Source organism: Nocardioides sp. (assembly GCF_050246775.1).
GTDB lineage: Bacteria > Actinomycetota > Actinomycetes > Propionibacteriales > Nocardioidaceae > Nocardioides.
This window is the reverse complement of record NZ_JBFWVK010000001.1, coordinates 1851145-1866905: the sequence shown is the minus strand read 5'-3', so window position 1 is coordinate 1866905 and position 15761 is coordinate 1851145. Positions and strand designations below refer to the sequence as shown.

The 15761-nt window shown below is 69.3% G+C and carries 18 protein-coding genes; 8 read left to right on the top strand and 10 right to left on the bottom strand.

The window, feature by feature from the left end; genetic code table 11:
- Nucleotides 1–59: 59 nt before the first annotated feature.
- Entirely contained in the window at nt 60–1271 is a 1212-nt protein-coding gene (locus AB7I40_RS08860) for an acetyl-CoA C-acetyltransferase (RefSeq protein ID WP_428345602.1), read from the bottom strand.
- 39 nt (nt 1272–1310) lie between these two features.
- On the opposite strand from AB7I40_RS08860, the gene AB7I40_RS08855 reads away from it, so the two are divergent.
- Nucleotides 1311–2027: a MerR family transcriptional regulator gene (locus AB7I40_RS08855; RefSeq protein WP_428345601.1), complete on the top strand. Its 717-nt coding sequence runs from the start codon at nt 1311–1313 to the stop codon at nt 2025–2027.
- Nucleotides 2027–2314 (top strand): DUF1905 domain-containing protein, encoded by a 288-nt coding sequence (locus AB7I40_RS08850; RefSeq protein ID WP_428345600.1) that lies wholly within the window; start codon nt 2027–2029, stop codon nt 2312–2314. Before AB7I40_RS08855 ends, AB7I40_RS08850 begins: the two co-directional genes overlap by 1 nt.
- A gap of 114 nt (nt 2315–2428) precedes the next feature.
- Here AB7I40_RS08850 and AB7I40_RS08845 read toward each other — a convergent pair whose 3' ends face one another.
- Nucleotides 2429–2623: a CsbD family protein gene (locus AB7I40_RS08845; protein WP_428345599.1), complete on the bottom strand. Its 195-nt coding sequence runs from the start codon at nt 2621–2623 to the stop codon at nt 2429–2431.
- A gap of 80 nt (nt 2624–2703) precedes the next feature.
- Entirely contained in the window at nt 2704–3051 is a 348-nt protein-coding gene (locus AB7I40_RS08840) for a winged helix-turn-helix transcriptional regulator (protein WP_428345598.1), read from the bottom strand.
- 92 nt (nt 3052–3143) lie between these two features.
- Between AB7I40_RS08840 and AB7I40_RS08835 the strand changes: the two genes are divergently transcribed.
- A complete protein-coding gene (locus AB7I40_RS08835; RefSeq protein ID WP_428345597.1) occupies nt 3144–3755 on the top strand; it encodes a malonic semialdehyde reductase in 612 nt (203 codons plus the stop codon).
- Between the two features lie 6 nt (nt 3756–3761).
- On the opposite strand, the gene AB7I40_RS08830 is transcribed toward AB7I40_RS08835, so the two are convergent.
- Complete coding sequence (locus AB7I40_RS08830) at nt 3762–5201, bottom strand: flavin-containing monooxygenase (RefSeq protein WP_428345596.1); 1440 nt, start codon at nt 5199–5201, stop codon at nt 3762–3764.
- A 94-nt stretch (nt 5202–5295) separates the two neighbouring features.
- Between AB7I40_RS08830 and AB7I40_RS08825 the strand changes: the two genes are divergently transcribed.
- Nucleotides 5296–5493 carry a hypothetical protein gene (locus AB7I40_RS08825; protein WP_428345595.1) on the top strand — a complete coding sequence of 66 codons (198 nt, stop codon included), beginning with the start codon at nt 5296–5298 and terminating at the stop codon, nt 5491–5493.
- Here AB7I40_RS08825 and AB7I40_RS08820 read toward each other — a convergent pair.
- Genes AB7I40_RS08820 through AB7I40_RS08810 form a run of 3 tightly spaced genes read right to left on the bottom strand, consistent with a single transcriptional unit; the run spans nt 5477 to nt 8495 of the window.
- Nucleotides 5477–6700: an ATP-grasp domain-containing protein gene (locus AB7I40_RS08820; RefSeq protein WP_428345594.1), complete on the bottom strand. Its 1224-nt coding sequence runs from the start codon at nt 6698–6700 to the stop codon at nt 5477–5479. The genes AB7I40_RS08825 and AB7I40_RS08820 overlap by 17 nt on opposite strands.
- A 15-nt stretch (nt 6701–6715) precedes the next feature.
- Nucleotides 6716–7462: an esterase family protein gene (locus AB7I40_RS08815; protein WP_428345593.1), complete on the bottom strand. Its 747-nt coding sequence runs from the start codon at nt 7460–7462 to the stop codon at nt 6716–6718.
- 4 nt (nt 7463–7466) lie between these two features.
- Entirely contained in the window at nt 7467–8495 is a 1029-nt protein-coding gene (locus AB7I40_RS08810) for an alpha/beta hydrolase (RefSeq protein ID WP_428345592.1), read from the bottom strand.
- A gap of 59 nt (nt 8496–8554) precedes the next feature.
- On the opposite strand from AB7I40_RS08810, the gene AB7I40_RS08805 reads away from it, so the two are divergent.
- The 4 genes from AB7I40_RS08805 to AB7I40_RS08790 are packed head-to-tail and all read left to right on the top strand — an operon-like array spanning nt 8555 to nt 11749.
- The gene (locus AB7I40_RS08805) at nt 8555–9016 is read left to right on the top strand and encodes a hypothetical protein (RefSeq protein ID WP_428345591.1); all 462 of its coding nucleotides are present in this window, start codon (nt 8555–8557) and stop codon (nt 9014–9016) included.
- Nucleotides 9013–9315 carry a transcriptional regulator gene (locus AB7I40_RS08800; protein ID WP_428345590.1) on the top strand — a complete coding sequence of 101 codons (303 nt, stop codon included), beginning with the start codon at nt 9013–9015 and terminating at the stop codon, nt 9313–9315. Before AB7I40_RS08805 ends, AB7I40_RS08800 begins: the two co-directional genes overlap by 4 nt.
- Nucleotides 9316–9352: 37 nt before the next feature.
- Complete coding sequence (pgm, locus tag AB7I40_RS08795) at nt 9353–10993, top strand: phosphoglucomutase (alpha-D-glucose-1,6-bisphosphate-dependent) (RefSeq protein WP_428345589.1); 1641 nt, start codon at nt 9353–9355, stop codon at nt 10991–10993.
- 30 nt (nt 10994–11023) lie between these two features.
- Nucleotides 11024–11749, top strand: a complete 726-nt coding sequence (locus AB7I40_RS08790) for a PIG-L deacetylase family protein (RefSeq protein WP_428345588.1) — start codon at nt 11024–11026, stop codon at nt 11747–11749.
- A 6-nt stretch (nt 11750–11755) separates the two neighbouring features.
- On the opposite strand, the gene AB7I40_RS08785 is transcribed toward AB7I40_RS08790, so the two are convergent.
- Genes AB7I40_RS08785 through AB7I40_RS08775 form a run of 3 tightly spaced genes read right to left on the bottom strand, consistent with a single transcriptional unit; the run spans nt 11756 to nt 15729 of the window.
- Nucleotides 11756–13348, bottom strand: a complete 1593-nt coding sequence (locus AB7I40_RS08785) for a phospholipase D family protein (protein WP_428345587.1) — start codon at nt 13346–13348, stop codon at nt 11756–11758.
- Between the two features lie 34 nt (nt 13349–13382).
- Entirely contained in the window at nt 13383–14609 is a 1227-nt protein-coding gene (locus AB7I40_RS08780; protein ID WP_428345586.1) for a fatty acid desaturase family protein, read from the bottom strand.
- 10 nt (nt 14610–14619) lie between these two features.
- Nucleotides 14620–15729 carry a ferredoxin reductase gene (locus AB7I40_RS08775; RefSeq protein WP_428345585.1) on the bottom strand — a complete coding sequence of 370 codons (1110 nt, stop codon included), beginning with the start codon at nt 15727–15729 and terminating at the stop codon, nt 14620–14622.
- Nucleotides 15730–15761 lie beyond the last annotated feature (32 nt).

Sequence of the window (15761 nt, the reverse complement as noted above, 5' to 3'; positions counted from 1 at the left end):
GGGTCCTAACTGGGGTCTCGAGGCGGCTGCAGAGCAACCTCCTCGACCAACGGAGTTGATCAGATGAGTCCGACGATGGTGGCGATGCCCATGCCGCCGCCAACGCAGAGGGTGGCCAGGCCGCGTCGCTGGTCGCGCCGCTCGAGCTCGTCGATCAGCGTGCCGAGGATCATGGCGCCGGTGGCCCCCAGCGGGTGTCCCATCGCGATCGCTCCGCCGTTGACGTTGGTGACCTCGTCGTCGATGCCCATGTCACGCATGAACCGCATCGCCACGGCCGCGAAGGCCTCGTTGATCTCCCACAGGTCGATGTCCTCGGCGGTCAGGCCGGCGACGCCGAGCGCCTTGCGGGCCGCCGGGGCCGGACCGGTCAGCATGATCGTGGGGTCGGCGCCGGACACCGCGGTGGCGATGATCCGGGCCCGCGGCGTGAGGCCGAGGTCGAGGCCGACCTGCTCGTTGCCGATCGCCATCAGCGCGGCACCGTCGACGATGCCCGAGGAGTTGCCCGCGTGGTGGACGTGGTCGATGCGCTCCACCCAGTGGTACTGCTCCAGCGCGACGTCGTCGAAGCCGGCCTGCTTGCCCATGTCGGCGAAGGACGGCTTCAGCCCGGCCAGCGACTCCACGGTGGTGCCGGGGCGGATGAACTCGTCGTGGTCGAGGATCGTCAGCCCGCTCGCGTCCTTGACCGGGACCACCGAGCGGGTGAAGCGACCGTCGGCCCAGGCCTTGGCGGCCCGGGCGTTCGACTCGGCGGCGAAGCCATCCACATCGGTGCGGCTGAAGCCCTCGATGGTGGCGATCAGGTCGGCCCCGATGCCCTGGGGCACGAAGTTGTTGGCGAAGGCGGTGGCCGGGTCCATGGCCCAGGGACCGCCGTCAGACCCCATCGGCACCCGGCTCATGGACTCCACGCCACCAGCCACGATGAGCGTCTCGAAACCGCTGCGCACCCGCTGGGCGGCCTGGTTGACGGCCTCGAGCCCGCTGGCGCAGAACCGGTTGAGCTGCAGACCGGCAACCGTCTCCGGGTAGCCCGCCTTCAGGGCCGCGGTCTTCGCGATGTCACCGCCCTGGTCCCCGATCGGGGTCACCACACCGAGCACCACGTCGTCGACGCGAGCGGTGTCGAGGGTGGGGTTGCGGACCTGCAGTTCGTCGAGGAGCCCGACCACGAGGTCGACGGGCTTCACCTCGTACAACGTCCCGGTCTTCTTGCCGCGGCCCCGCGGTGTGCGCAGGTGGTCATACACGAATGCTTCAGCCATGGTGCCAATTGTGACACCATTACTGTCACTGTGGTCAACGTGTCGAAGGTCTCCCCCGAGCTCCTGACGCTCGACGAGCTCTGCTCCCGGGTCGGTCTGAGCGTGCGCAACGTCCGGTTCTACACGACGCGCGGGCTGGTCCCGGCCCCGATCCGCCGCGGACGGTCCGGCTACTACTCCGCCGACCACGTCGTCCGGCTGGAGCTGGTTCAGGAGCTGCAGGCCCACGGCTTCACCCTGTCGGCGATCGAGAAGTACGTCGCCCGGATCCCGGACAGCGCCACCCCGGCCGACATCGCCCTGCATCGCACCCTGCTGGCACCGTGGATGGCCGAGGCTCACGAGGTGCTCACCCACGAGGAGCTGTGTGAGCGGGCGGGCCGGGAGCTCACCACTGACGACCTGGACACCCTGGCTGCCCTCAGCGTGATCACACCGGTTGCGCACGGCCGCTACGAGGTGGCCCTCGCACACCTCTCCGTGGCCATGGGCCTGGTCGACGTCGGCTTCCCCACGTCAGCCGCGCTCGCTGCCAAGAAGGTGTACGCCGCGCACGGGCGCGCCATCGCCGAGGAGATCAATGAGGTGTTCCGTGGCCAGGTGTGGCCGACGTACAAGGAGCAGGGCATCTCCCCCGAACAGCTGCAGGAGCTGCTCGAACGCCTCAAACCACTGTCGATCGCCGGCCTCGTCTCGGCGTACGAGTCGGCGGTCAACGACACCAAGCGCGAGAGCATCGAACGGCGTACCCGCTGATGGACTTCGCGTTCGATGCGCGGCTCATCGAGTGGCGCGGACCTGCGCCCTACTACTTCCTGCGAGTCCCCGACGAGGAGAGCGCGGACATCAAGTTCGCCGCCAAAGGGCTGGAGTACTGGGGCCAGGTGCCGGTGGTGGTGCGCATCGACGACAGCGAGTTCACGACGGCACTGTTCCCCAAGCACGGCGCCTACCTCATCCCCGTCAAGCTCGCCGTGCGCCTGCCCCTCGGGATCGACGTCGGCCAGGTGGTCGAGGTTGCCCTGAGCGTCGGGCGGCCCTAGCCGCGCGGCCCGAGCCGGGAGGCCCTCAGCCCCTCGGGCTCGAAGGGACTGATCTCCCGGGCGCAGAACGGGCCCGCTGCGGCGTACGCAGCGGGCCCGAATCTCTGAAGGACGTCAGCGCTTGAAGGCGTCCTTGACGTCCGAGGCAGCGTCCTTGACCTTGTCGCCGGCCTGCTTGACGCCGGCCTCGCTCTGGTCGGCGCGGCCCTCGGCCTCGAGGCGCTCGTTGTCGGTCGCCTTGCCGGTCGCCTCTTTGCCCTTGCCGGCAACTTCTTCGACCTTGTGCTTGATCTTGTCGCCCATGCTCATGGGATCCCACCTTTCAGGAGGTTGGACTCCAACGTAGGCACGCCGATCCAGGGATCGTTCCACCCCTGAGGGTGAAAGCGTCACTCGTGGCCCTGACAGCGCTCCTCGGTGAGGTTCTCCCTGGCCCAGGTCGTCAACGCCTGGAGGGCAGGCAGGATCGCCCGACCACTCTGGGTCAAGGCATAGCTGACAGCCACGGGCGGTCCGGGGTCGACGGTGCGCTCGACGAGGCCGGCGCGGGTGAGCTCGGCGAGTCGGTCCGACAGCATCGAGTCGCTGATGCCGAGGGTCCGCTTGAGCTCGGCGAACCCGGCCGGGGCCTGGATGAGGGTGCCGAGGAGTACGCCGTTCCAGCGCTTGCCGAGGAACGTGAACGCGCGCTCGAGCTGAGCGTCACACGCACGCGTCTCGGGAGCGGTGTCAGGCATGTGACGAATACTACTCTGCTTCGATCTTCACTGTGACTTCTGTTTTAGTAGTAACATCTCAATCCCAAGCCACTACTCTCCAAGGAGCCGACATGACGACCACCACCCTCGAGGCACTCAACGACACCGGCCGCGCACTGATGTTCACCGAGGCACGCACGGCGAACTCGTTCTCCGACGAGCCCGTCAGCGACGCCGAGCTGCAGAGCATCTGGGACCTCGCCCGCTGGTCCCCGTCGATGGCGAACTCCCAGCCGCTGCGCGTGCTCTTCGTCCGTACGCCGCAAGGGCGCGCACGGCTCGGCGTACACATGGCCGAGGGCAACCGTGCCAAGACGGTGGCCGCACCTGCCGTCGCCGTGCTCGCCTACGACAGCGACTTCCACGAGCACTTCCCCACTGTCTTCCCTGCCCGTGGCGAGATGTTCCGCGACAACTTCGGCGGGATGCCCAGCGAGGCCCGCGAGGAGGTGGCGAAGTACAGCGCAGCCCTCCAGAGCGGCGTCTTCCTGCTCGCTGTCCGAGCACACGGTCTTGCCGCCGGTCCGATGGGCGGCTTCGACGGCCCCGCCATCGACGCCGACTTCTTCGCCGGCACCACGTGGAAGACCCACCTGGTCGTGAACATCGGCCACCCGGGTGTCGATCCGTGGTTCGACCGGCTTCCGCGCCTCGACACCGACACCGCGCTCGACTGGGCCTGATCGACCTCAGCGGCGAAAACGCAAGGCCCTCTCGCGGCGTGAGCGGAACCGGAGCGTCACCGCATCGCGCAGGTAGTTGTGGGGGGCCTTCCACGGCCCTCGATCGCCCTGCTTCGGGAACGCGTCGAGGGCGCGCTGCACATAGCCCGACGTGAGATCCATCAGCGGCGCCGTCGCGACGGAGGAGTCCAGCACCGGGACGACGACCTGGAAACGGTGCCTGGCCATGTGCCGCAGCAGCCCCACGACGTACGCCGAGACGAGGTCGGCCTTCAAAGTCCAGGAGGCGTTGGCATAGCCGACCACGTAGGCGAAGTTGGGGACGCCATCGAGCATCACGCCGCGGTAGGCGATCTTCGAGGCAGGGTCCACGGTCGCGCCGTCGACGACGACCTCCGCCCCTCCGAAGGCCAGCAGCGACAGGCCGGTCGCGGTGACGACCACGTCGGCCGGCACCTCGGTCCCGTCGGTCAGCCGGACGCCGTCCGGGGTGAACGTCTCGATCCGACCGGTGACGATCGAGGCGTCACCTGCCCGGATTGCCCGGAACAGGTCGCCGTCGGGCACGATGCACATCCGCTGGTCCCAGGGGTCGTACGGCGGTTTGAAGTGGGTGTCCACGGCGTAGCCCTCGGGCAGCGCCTTCAGGGTCGCCCCGCGGATCGCCTTGCGCACGAACGCCGGTCGGCGACGGGCGAGCTGGAAGAGCCCCCATTGCACGAGGATGTTGCGCCAGCGCACCACCGAGGAGGCGAGGGTGTCGGGCAGGAACCTCCCGAGTCGGGCCGCGGCGTTGTCGCGCTGCGGCACCGAGACCACGTACGTCGGGGTGCGCTGCAGCATCGTCACGTGAGCGGCCCCTGGTGCGAGGGCCGGAACCAGCGTCACCGCCGTGGCACCGGAGCCGATCACCACGACCCGCTTGCCGGCGTAGTCGAGGTCCGCGGGCCACGACTGCGGGTGCACCACCCGACCCTTGAACTGCTCGAGCCCAGGCAGATCGGCCGCGTAGGGCCGGTCGTAGTCGTAGTAGCCCGTGCAGTTCCACAGGAAGCCGCAGGTGATCTGCCGGGGGCCGTCGTCCGTCTCGAGGTCGACGGTCCAGACCTGGCGCTCGCTGTCCCAGGCGTAGCGGACCGCGCGCTGGCCGAACCGGATCTTCTGCACGACCCCGAACTCGGCAGCGGTCTGCTCGACGTAGGCCTTGATCGACGGCCCGTCGGCCAACACCCGGTCGTCGGTCCACGGTCGCAGCCGGTAGCCGAGCGTGAGCATGTCGGAGTCGCTGCGCACGCCTGGGTAGCGGAACAGGTCCCACGTGCCGCCGATCGCCTGCCGGCGCTCGATCACGGCGTACGTCGTGCCGGGCTGGTCGCGCTCCAGGTGGCTGGCCGCCCCGATCCCGGACAGCCCGGCACCGACGATGAGGACGTCGACATGATTCACACGAGCATGTCTAGCAGCCCACTTTCGCTCGCTGTCCACAGGTCGGTGAGGACGTGGTTGCGGGGCTCGACAACACCGAAATATTATCGAACACATGTTCGATGTCTCCGTCGCCGACCTCCAGGGGTGGGCAGTCCTGCTCACCCACCTGGACACCACTGTCGACGACGCAGGGCGGATCGCCCAACTGCGGGCTCTGGAGGACGTGCAGGCCGCGGCATGTGCCGCGCAGGCCAGGATCGCGGTCGACTTCGCGGCCTCACAAGCACTAGTCGTCAGGCGTTATCCGTGACCCACAGATCGATCAGGCCACGGAAGTGGCCCAGGAACTGGTCCTGCTCGTGGGCCGGGTAGGTCGCCTGCACCGTCTGGCGCAGGATCCGGTCGAAGTCCGCCGAGGTGACCCAGTCGTGGACCTGCTCGTCCAGGTGCGGCAGGTGAGTGGCGCACCAGTCGGTGTAGGCAGCCGTCTCGAAGTGCTCGTCGGCCAGGGCGAGGTAGCCCTCCAGCTTGGTGGCGTAGTCCAGGGACGGGTCGTCGGCGATCGCGAAGTAGCGACTGGTGCCGAGATCGACCTGGGCGGTGCGCCCCGTCGCCAGGCAGTACGCCGACCAGCGCACCAGGGCCGTGATCGCCCACGGGAAGTAGTAGTGCAGAGAGGTCACCGCCACGTCGGGACAGGCATTGGCGTAGTCGATCGGGTAGACCTCGTCACCGGCCACGAGCATCTCGCAGGAGTTGAACTCCCACCCGAAGAAGGCGTTGACGATCCGGCTGATCGCCATCGCCTCGTGGCCCGCGGACTCCGACAGGAAGTCGTGGCTCACGGCGTACCGCTGGTGCATGGGCTGCTCGGGGCGGAAGTCCATCACCATCGTCTCGGGGCCGATCGAGAGCGCCCGCGCGAACTTCTCGTAGTCCACCGTCGCCTGCAGGTGCATCAGCATCTCGCCGGACTCGTCATAGGCCCGGTGCAGGTCGTCGCGGTCGTTGACCCGGGAGACCCCGCGCCAGCCGCCGCCATCGAACGGCTTCATGTAGAGCGGGTAGCCGACCTCCTCGGCGATCGCGTCGAGGTCGAAGGACTGGTTGTACTTGGCGGAGGTGTAGGCCCAGCGCACGTTGTCGACCGGGTTCTTGTAGGGCACCAGCACGGTCTTGGGGACCTTGAGCCCGAGCCGGAGCATGGCGCAGTAGGCGCTGTGCTTCTCCATGGACTGAAAGGTGAACGGACTGTTGAGCAGGTAGGTCCCGTTGACCAGGGCGGCCTTCTTGAGCCACTCGCGCGGGTGGTAGTACCAGTAGGCAAGCCGGTCGATCACCAGCTCGCTGCGCACCGGATCGGTGAGGTCGAAGGGCTCGATGGTCAGGCGCTCACTGCTGAACGTGTGCGTGGCGCCCCCGAAGGTCACCGGACCGACCCGGCCCAGGATCGCCTCGAACGCCTGCGGCCAGTCCTCCTCGGCTCCGAGCAGCAGTCCGATCAGGTGATCGCTCATCGAGTCATCCTCTCCTCAACAGAATCGTGGTAGATGCAGCGCGATCTGGCGTTGCCACCAGTCCCAGTCGTGGGCCGAGTCGTGGCCCCAGACGTCCAGGTCGTGCGAGATCCCCTGAGCCGCCAGCAGCCCGGCCATCCGGCGCGCCTCCGGCAGGCTCGAGGTCGGGTGGGTCTCCCACGGCCCCTGCCCCACCGTGAGGACGACGTGCAGCCTGCCGCGCAGCCACTCGAGATGCTCACCCGACAGGTTCGGGACGTAATCGGTGGGGTTCGTGAAGTACGCCGCGTCGCCCCGGGCGCCCCAGGCATGCCACTGGGAGGGGTCGTAGTTGCCCGACTGGCAGATGGCCACCGGGAACAGGTTCGCGTGGGTGAGCGCGAAGTTGAGCGCGTGGTAGGCCCCCATGCTGCAGCCGGTGACGACCGCACCCGAAGCCCCCGGGGTGTCCTCGTCGATCCAGCCGACCACCTGCCCGGTGACCCAGGCGTCGTAGGCACCGTGTCGCCGGGCCCGGTCCTCCAGCGGCAGCCAGTTGTCCGACCAGGTCGCGGCGTCGAAGGAGTCGAGGCAGTAGAGCTTGATCCGGCCGCCGTCGATCAGGTCGCGGAGCGCCTCGACCATGCCGTTGTTCTCGTAGTCCCACGCCCGACCCTGCTCGCTGGGGAAGACCAGCACAGGCCGCCCCCAGTGGCCGTAGCGGATCACCGTCCCGGCGCGGTCGAAGCCGGGTGCCTCGAGCTCGACCTGGACGCGTTCCATGTCGTCAACTCCACACAGATGCGAGCAGATCGGTCAAGTGCGGGTCGAGCAGGTCACGCCAGCAGGTCCAGTTGTGGCCGTCTCGGACCTCACCCCAGTGCACCTCGACACCGTCGGTGCGTAGCCGCTCGGCCATCAGGCGGTTGTTGGCCAGGTTCTCCTCCGCGGTGCCACACACCAGCGTGATGCTGCGGGCCGTCCCCGGGCCAGGCTCCAGCTCGGCGACGAAGCGAGTGATCTGGGGCCACTGCTCGAAGTCCGACTCCTGCGGGTCGGTCTCGGGGGTGAAGAAGGAGCCCGACTGCAGGAACAGTCCGGCGAAGACACCTGGGTGGGTCCACGCGGCGTGCAGGGCGGCCACGGCGCCCAGGCTCTGACCCATCAGCACCGGCCGACCCTGGATCGCCCCGACTCCCCCGATCGCCGGCAGCACCTCCTCGACCAGGTGAGCGGCGTACTCCGGGTTGGCGGCGTACTCCTCATTGCGCTGACCCCCCAGTTGGCCGGGAGGCAGCAGAGCCACCCGCATCGGGGGCAGCCGCCCGGCCGCGACCAGCGCGCCCACGTAGCGGGTGAGGTGGCCGTAGGCGTCCATCTCGGGTCCGTCGTGACTGATCAGGAGCGGAAGCCCGACGTCGGCGGAGATGCCCGCCGGGGTCCAGAGCTCGCCGGTGACAGCGCCGGTCAGGCCGGTCCGCTCACCCTGGACCGGTTCCAGGGCCAACCAGGGCGGGTCGAGGTAGCCGGCCAGCGGGAGCCAGGAATGGTCGCCGAACGCGCCCGCGACGAGCAGCGGGTTGCCGGCGTCGGTGCCCAGCTCGCCGTCGATCTCGAGCAGGTACTCGATCCGGTCGAGCGGCAGTCCGGTGAGGGTCAGCTCCCACCCGGCGTCGGTGGGGCCGAAGTCGCTGGACAGTGGGAGGTCCAGGTCGGTCCACAGGCGCACCCCGCCGAGCGCGTGCTCCGGGTCCGGGACCCGGAAGGTGACGACGTCCCCGTCGACGGAGGTGGTCTGGTGGCTGGCGTCTGACACGGGGGCGATGCTACGCGGATCACTTGCCATAGTGGAAACTGATGGCTATGGTTTCCACTATGGAAAGCAATAGCGACCAGATGGCCCAGCTGCGCGAGGCCGACCGAGCCGCCGCGGCGCCGTACCTCGACTATCCTCCGAGCCCGGTGTGGTACCCGGTGGCCACCGGGGCCTGGTTCGCCCTGATGCTGCTCGCCGTCAGCGCGCTCGACGACCACCGCGGCTGGGCGATCGCCGCCATCGTGACCCTGGTGGCGATCGAGTTCGCCTTCATCGCGTGGGTGCGACGCAGCTGGGGCACCTGGCCGCGGATGGCCGGGGCACCGGCGGAGATCACAGGCGCCTACCGGTGGTACGTCGTGCGCCTGGTCGCACTGGTCCTGGTGGTCGGCGTCGCGGGCTGGCTCGGCGGCCACTGGGTCGCAGCCGGGGTCGCGTTCGTCGGCACGACCGCGCTGATCTGGACCTACGACCGCATCTACGCCCGCGCCGCCTCCCTGACCCGGGAACGCCTCGCGTGAGCGTGCCACAGCCTGGCCTAGCCGACCTCGATCCGGTCATCCACGCCCCCAAGCGACTCGCGATCATGGCCGTGCTGAGCAACTCCACCTCGAGCGACTTCGCGTTCCTGCGCGGCCACCTCGAGGTCAGCGAGTCCGACCTGTCCAAGCAGATGTCGGCCCTGGAGGCTGCCGGCTACGTCACGGTCAGCAAGCTGGGCCGCGGCCGGGGCGGGGTGACCACCTATCGGATCACCCGCTCGGGCGCCGCCGCCTACCGGCGACACCGGGCCGCGCTTCGCGCGCTGCTGGGCGACTGAGGGCTGACCCTTTCCCGGCGCCGCCCCACCCGACATGATGGGCCGCATGTCGAACCGCGCCGGACAGCCAGCCCAACCCTCCGACCTCGTCGATCTCGCCCACCTGGTGACGGCGTACTACACCGGGATCCCGGACCCCGCCGACGTGGACCAGCAGGTCGCCTTCGGCACCAGCGGACACCGCGGCACCAGCCTGCGGACGTCCTTCAACGAGCACCACATCCTGGCCACCACCCAGGCCATCTGCGACTACCGCAAGGCCCAGGGGTACGACGGTCCCCTGTTCCTCGGTCGCGACACCCACGCGCTCTCCGAACCGGCCTGGGCCTCGGCCATCGAGGTGCTGATCGCCAACGACGTCACCGTGCTCGTCGACGACCGCGACGGCTTCACGCCGACCCCCGGGGTCTCGCACGCGATCATCCGCGCCAACGTGGGCAGGACCAACGGGCTCGCCGACGGCATCGTGGTCACCCCCTCCCACAACCCGCCCTCCGACGGCGGCTTCAAGTACAACCCCCCGCACGGCGGCCCCGCGGACAGCGATGCCACGTCGGTCATCGCCGCCCGCGCCAACGAGCTGATCGCCGGCGGCCTCGCCGACGTGCGCCGTACGCCGTTCACCCGGGCCCGGGCCGCCTGCGGGGACTACGACTTCCTGGGCACCTACGTCGACGACCTGCCCTCGGTGCTCGACCTCGCCCGGATCAAGGAGGCCGGCGTCCGGATCGGGGCCGATCCCCTGGGCGGTGCCAGCGTGGCCTACTGGGGTGAGATCGCGGACCGTCACGGCCTCGACCTCACCGTCGTCAACCCGTTGGTCGACGCGACGTTCCGGTTCATGACGTTGGACTGGGACGAGAAGATCCGGATGGACTGCTCCTCGCCCTCGGCGATGGCCTCGCTCATCGCCCGCAAGCACGACTACGACATCGCGACCGGCAACGACGCCGACGCCGACCGCCACGGCATCGTGACGCCCGACGCCGGTCTGATGAACCCCAACCACTTCCTGGCCGTCGCCATCGGCTACCTCTTCGGTGGCGCCCGACCCGGCTGGCCCGCGACGGCGAAGATCGGCAAGACCCTGGTCTCCTCCTCCATGATCGACCGGGTGGCTGCTTCCCTCGGCAAACCGATGGTGGAGGTGCCGGTCGGGTTCAAGTGGTTCGTGCCCGGCCTCATCGACGGCTCGTTCGGTTTCGGCGGCGAGGAGTCGGCCGGTGCCTCGTTCCTGCGCACCGACGGCACCACCTGGACCACCGACAAGGACGGCATCCTCCTGGCACTGCTGGCCTCCGAGATCCTGGCCGCGACCGGACGCACCCCGAGCGAGCACTACGCCGACCTGGTGGCGCAGCACGGGGACCCTGCCTACGCCCGGATCGACGCCCCCGCCAACCGCGAGCAGAAGGCCAAGCTGGGCGCGCTGTCGCCCTCCGACGTCTCGGCAACGTCGCTGGCGGGCGAGGAGATCACCGCCAAGCTCACCGAGGCACCCGGCAACGGCGCCAAGATCGGCGGCCTCAAGGTGACCACCGATTCGGCCTGGTTCGCTGCTCGCCCCTCGGGGACCGAGGACGTCTACAAGATCTACGCCGAGTCGTTCCAGGGACCCGAGCACCTCGCGCAGGTGCAGTCCGAGGCCCGCGACGTGGTCAGCGCGGCGCTCGGCTGAGGTGACCACCCGGCGCCGTACCCTGTCCGCATGACCACCCCGAGGCCCGACACCGACGTCGAACGCGTCCTGGTCGTCATGGCCCACCCCGACGACTGCGACTTCTCCAGCGCCGGCACCCTGGCCGCGTGGACCGACGCAGGCATCGCGGTCACCCTCCTGTGCCTGACCCGGGGGGAGCAGGGCGCGCAGCCCGACGCGGACATCGCCGCCATCCCGGCCCTGCGTGAGCAGGAGCAGCGCGCGGCCAGCGCCGAACTCGGGGTCAGCGACGTCCGGTTCCTCGATGGTCACCCCGACGGCGGGCTGGCGCCGAGTGCGGACCTGGTCCGCGAGATCGTGCGGGTCATCCGCGACGTCCGTCCGCAGCGGATCGTGGGACAGTCCCCGGAGCGCAACTACGACCGGATCATCGGCTCGCACCCCGACCATCTGGCCTCCGGTGAGGCCTGCCTGCGGGCGACCTACCCCGCGGCGGAGAACCCTTTCGCCTGGCCCGAGCTCCTCGACGAGGGCCTCGCGGCCTGGAAGGTCAACGAGGTCTGGCTGGTGGCGCACCCGACGCCCGACCACGCCGTCGACATCACCGACACCTTCCACCGCAAGGTGGCCGCCCTCAAGCAGCACGCCTCGCAGACCGGTCACCGTGCCGATCTCGAGCCGATGCTGCGTCAGTGGGGCGAGTTCAGCGCGCGGTCGGTCGGGCTGCCCGACGGCCGGTGCGCCGAGCTCTTCAAGGTCGTCACGGTCAACTGAGGCCGCTCAGAAGTCGTCCGCACGGCGCAGGGACCTCGGGCGACCGTCCGGGTCGTGCAGGGTGAGGTACGCCGGGAGCGCAAGGGCGCGCGTCAGCACGCCCAGCTCGGGCGGGTGCAGTCGCCTTAGTCGTCCGTTGGGCCGGGGGCCGGCCTGCCCGCCGGCGTACCAGTCGTCGAGTGCGGCCGCCGACTGCTCGAAGGCGGTGTACATCTGCGACGGGTCGACACAGTCCGCCATCACGTCGAGCAGCTCGTCGGGCCCGTCCACGGTCCGGTCGAGATGCTCCGCGGCGAGGGTGAGCCGCAGCCGCCGGGCATAGCTGCCACGACCCTCGTCGAGCACGACCGCGGAGAGCTCCGAGTCATGCGTCCAGGAGCGCCGGTTGAAGTTGTCCGACCCGATCGTGGTCCAGGTGTCGTCGATGATGCAGCACTTCGCGTGGACGTAGATGGGCGTGCCGACCCGGTTCTCGATGCCGTAGATCGCCACCCGCCCGGGCGCCACCCGAGCCATCTCGAGCATCGCCCGGCGCCGGCCCAGCAGCTGGGGAGTTCGCCCCATGGCCCCCTCGAGGTCCGGGTGCAACGGCACCACGGCGATCACGTGCAGGTCGCGATGGGCTCTCAGCGCCTCGGTGAAGACGTCGCCCACGTGCTGTCCCCAGAGGTACTGGTCCTCGACGTAGATCAGGCCACGGGCCCGACCCAGCGCCTTCGAGTAGCCGCGTGCGACGCTCCGCTCGCCCCCGTTCGCGAAGGGGTAGTCCCGGTTGAGCCGGAGATCGGGGTAGGTGCGCAACAGCTGGACCAGGTGCGAGCCACCCGCAACGGGAGGCGGGGGCGGCGCCTGCTCCGGCATCGGATCAGGACTGAGGTCCATCCCGCTGAGCTTGTCGGCCAGGAACCGGATCGGGTTCCGGCTCAGCGGCGTCGGGTCCTCCCATCGCTCGCGGAACACCGTCTCCACGTCGTGCACGGCCGGGCCGCTGATGGCGGCCTGGATGTCGTGCCACGGCGGGGTGTCGCCGTACTCGCCGGCCATCGTGAGCGCCTGCGGGTCCCCCAGGTGATCGGCGTCGTCGCGCCGGGAGTGGCACAGGTCGATCCCCCCGACGTAGGCGATGTCGCGGCTCGGGTCGTCGCGGTGCCGGATCACGACCAGCTTCTGGTGGTGCGAGCCGCCGAAGCGCACCCGCATGTCGAGCAGCGCCTCCGCGCCACGGCGCTGCAGCTTCTTGCCCAACCGCCGGTTCTCCCCGGAGGTGAACCCGAACGCCTCCAGGTGCGAGCGCCACACCAGGCCCCGGACGTCGACCCCGCGCTCGTCGGCCCGAGCCAGGACGTCGGCCACCTCGCTGCCCGGCTCCCCGGTCAGGCGCTCGTCGGCGTCCCCCTGCCAGTCGGTGAAGAGGACGAGGTCCCCGGCCCTGGTGGCCTCGAGACGTTCGAAGAGCTCAGCGAAGTACGTCGAGCCGTGGATCAGCGGACGAACCAGGTTGCCCCGCGACCAGGCCTGGTCGCCGGGGTGCCGGTCGTCGAGCCGGGTGTCGGGGTTGGCGCGTTCGCTCCGGGTCAGCAGCCAGTCGGTGAGGGACACGTCCCCCACCCTGCCGCACGACCCCCCGGTCGGGTCAGGCAGCCTTGAGCTTGCGCGCCTGCTGGGTGAGCCTTGCCTGCGCCGCCCGACGGACCTTCGGACCCTTGGTGGTCATGCCCCACAGCATCTTGAGCTGCTCGGGCGCGTTCTTCACCGTGGTGGTCGCCAGCCAGTCGTTGGGCAGCGAGAGCCGCACGACCTTGTGCCAGGCCGAGTAGACCTGCGCCGGCAGCGGAGCCGAGTGGTAGTTCAGGCCGAACTTCTCGAAGAGCGCCTGCACCTGCGGGGCGATCTCGGCGTAGCGGTTGGACGGCAGGTCCGGGAAGAGGTGGTGCTCGATCTGGTGCGACAGGTTGCCGGTCATGAAGTGCATGACGCTCGAGCCGGAGATGTTGGCCGAGCCCAGCATCTGGCGCAGGTACCACTCACCGCGCGACTCGCCCTCGATCGAGGTCCGCTCGAAGGTCTCGACGCCCTCGGGGAAGTGACCGCACATGATCACCGAGTGGGTCCACAGGTTGCGGACCAGGTTGGCGGTGAAGTTGGCGCTCACGGTGTGCAGGAACGAGGGGCCTGACAGCAGCGGGTGCACCACGTAGTCCTTGGTGGCCTGCTTGCGGATCTTGGCGAGGGTCTGCTTGGCGCGATCCTTGAAGTCCTTGCTGCGCTTCTCCTTGGGGATGGCCAGGTTCTTGCCCAGCTCCAGGTCGTAGGCCGCGATGCCGTACTCGAAGAAGCACGCGTTGATGAAGTTCCACAGCGGCTGCGCGAGGTACAGCGGGACCCACTTCTGGTCCTCGTCGACGCGCATGATGCCGTAGCCCAGGTCGTTGTCCTTGCCGACCACGTTCGTGTAGGTGTGGTGCAGCTCGTTGTGGGAGTGCTTCCACTGGTCAGCGGGCGAGGCGTTGTCCCACTCCCAGGTCGTGGAGTGGATCTTCGGGTCGCGCATCCAGTCCCACTGGCCGTGCATGACGTTGTGCCCGATCTCCATGTTCTCGATGATCTTGGCGACGCTCAGACCGGCCGTGCCGACGAACCAGGCAGGCGGGAACAGCGAGAACAGCAGGACGGCCCGGCTGGCGAGCTCCAGCTTGCGCTGGGCGTCGATGACCTTGTGGATGTACGCCGCGTCGGCTTCGCCGCGGGTGTCGAGGATGCTCTGGCGGATCGCGTCGAGCTCGATGCCGAGGAGCTCGATGTCCTCGGGGCTCAGGTGGGCGATCGGGCTGATCCCGGTCTTCTTCTGAAGGGTGGTCATGTCAGTCTCCTCAGTGGTCGATCTGGCAGGGGCCGGCGGCGGCCGAGATGCAGGTCTGGATCTGGACGCCGTCGCCGGGGGCGGCGGTGGTGATGGCACCGTTGCGCAGGTCGCGCACCGCGCCTTCGCGCAGCGGCAGGACGCAGCCGAAGCACACGCCCATCCGACAGCCGCTCGGCATGAGCACGCCGGCGTTCTCGGCGGCGTCGAGGATCGGGGTCGCACCGTCGGCGTCGACGGTGGTGCCGTTGGTGAAGGTGACGGTGCCACCCTCACCGGCAACGACCATGGTGGTGCGGAAGCGTTCGATGTGCAGCGGGAGGCCGAGCGGCGTGTGGTGGGCCTCCAACGCGTCGAGCAGGCCGACGGGGCCGCAGGCGTAGGTCACGCGTTCGGACAGGTCGGGGACGATCGTGTCCAGGTCGGCCACGTCGAGCAGGCCGTCGACGTCGGTGTGCAGCTCGACCAGGCGCAGCCTGTCCTCGGCGGCGTAGGCGCGCAGCTCGTCGCCGAAGATGACCTCCGAGCGCGAGAGCGCCGAGTGGAGCAGCACGATGTCGGTCTCCACCGGAACCGCCCGCGAGAACAGGTTGCGGAGCATGCCGATGACCGGCGTGATGCCCGAGCCTGCGGTCACCAGGAGCAGCTTGCGCGGGATCGGCACCGGCAGCACGAAGTCGCCTTCGGCCTGGCCCAGCTGCACCATCTGGCCAGGTCGGACCGAGTGCACCAGGTGGTGGGAGACGACCCCGTCCGCGATGGCCTTGACGGTGATGCTGATGCAGCGGTCCGGGCGCGGGCCATGGGTCAGCGAGTAGGTGCGCCACAGCCGCACGCCGTCGACGGCAACGCCGATCCGGACGTACTGCCCAGGCACGTGGCCGGCCCAGTCCCTGCCAGGCTTGATGACCAGGGTCGCGGAGTCGGCCGTCTCGGCGCGCACCTCCACGATCCGGCCACGCAGGTCGGTGCCCGACCGCAGCGGGTTGACGAGGTCGAGGTAGTCGGCCGGGGTGAGCGGGGTCGCGGCCGCCTCGAGGACGGACGCGATGCGTTCCCTGATCGACGGCGTACGCCGGGTGGTCCCCGTGACGTCGCCTTGAAGGAGATGCATGCTCATGTACTCCATGGTGCTGGACAGATGATCTAAAG

Bases quoted from the DNA above. Each gene is read 5' to 3' on its own strand.
- pgm (WP_428345589.1), top strand. From the start codon at position 9,353: ATGGGCCGCATGTCGAACCGCGCCGGACAGCCAGCCCAACCCTCCGAC.
- AB7I40_RS08815 (WP_428345593.1), bottom strand. From the start codon at position 7,462: ATGGAACGCGTCCAGGTCGAGCTCGAGGCACCCGGCTTCGACCGCGCC.
- AB7I40_RS08860 (WP_428345602.1), bottom strand. From the start codon at position 1,271: ATGGCTGAAGCATTCGTGTATGACCACCTGCGCACACCGCGGGGCCGC.
- AB7I40_RS08775 (WP_428345585.1), bottom strand. From the start codon at position 15,729: ATGAGCATGCATCTCCTTCAAGGCGACGTCACGGGGACCACCCGGCGT.
- AB7I40_RS08805 (WP_428345591.1), top strand. From the start codon at position 8,555: ATGGAAAGCAATAGCGACCAGATGGCCCAGCTGCGCGAGGCCGACCGA.
- AB7I40_RS08780 (WP_428345586.1), bottom strand. From the start codon at position 14,609: ATGACCACCCTTCAGAAGAAGACCGGGATCAGCCCGATCGCCCACCTG.
- AB7I40_RS08825 (WP_428345595.1), top strand. From the start codon at position 5,296: ATGTTCGATGTCTCCGTCGCCGACCTCCAGGGGTGGGCAGTCCTGCTC.
- AB7I40_RS08850 (WP_428345600.1), top strand. From the start codon at position 2,027: ATGGACTTCGCGTTCGATGCGCGGCTCATCGAGTGGCGCGGACCTGCG.
- AB7I40_RS08845 (WP_428345599.1), bottom strand. From the start codon at position 2,623: ATGAGCATGGGCGACAAGATCAAGCACAAGGTCGAAGAAGTTGCCGGC.
- AB7I40_RS08840 (WP_428345598.1), bottom strand. From the start codon at position 3,051: ATGCCTGACACCGCTCCCGAGACGCGTGCGTGTGACGCTCAGCTCGAG.
- AB7I40_RS08820 (WP_428345594.1), bottom strand. From the start codon at position 6,700: ATGAGCGATCACCTGATCGGACTGCTGCTCGGAGCCGAGGAGGACTGG.
- AB7I40_RS08790 (WP_428345588.1), top strand. From the start codon at position 11,024: ATGACCACCCCGAGGCCCGACACCGACGTCGAACGCGTCCTGGTCGTC.
- AB7I40_RS08835 (WP_428345597.1), top strand. From the start codon at position 3,144: ATGACGACCACCACCCTCGAGGCACTCAACGACACCGGCCGCGCACTG.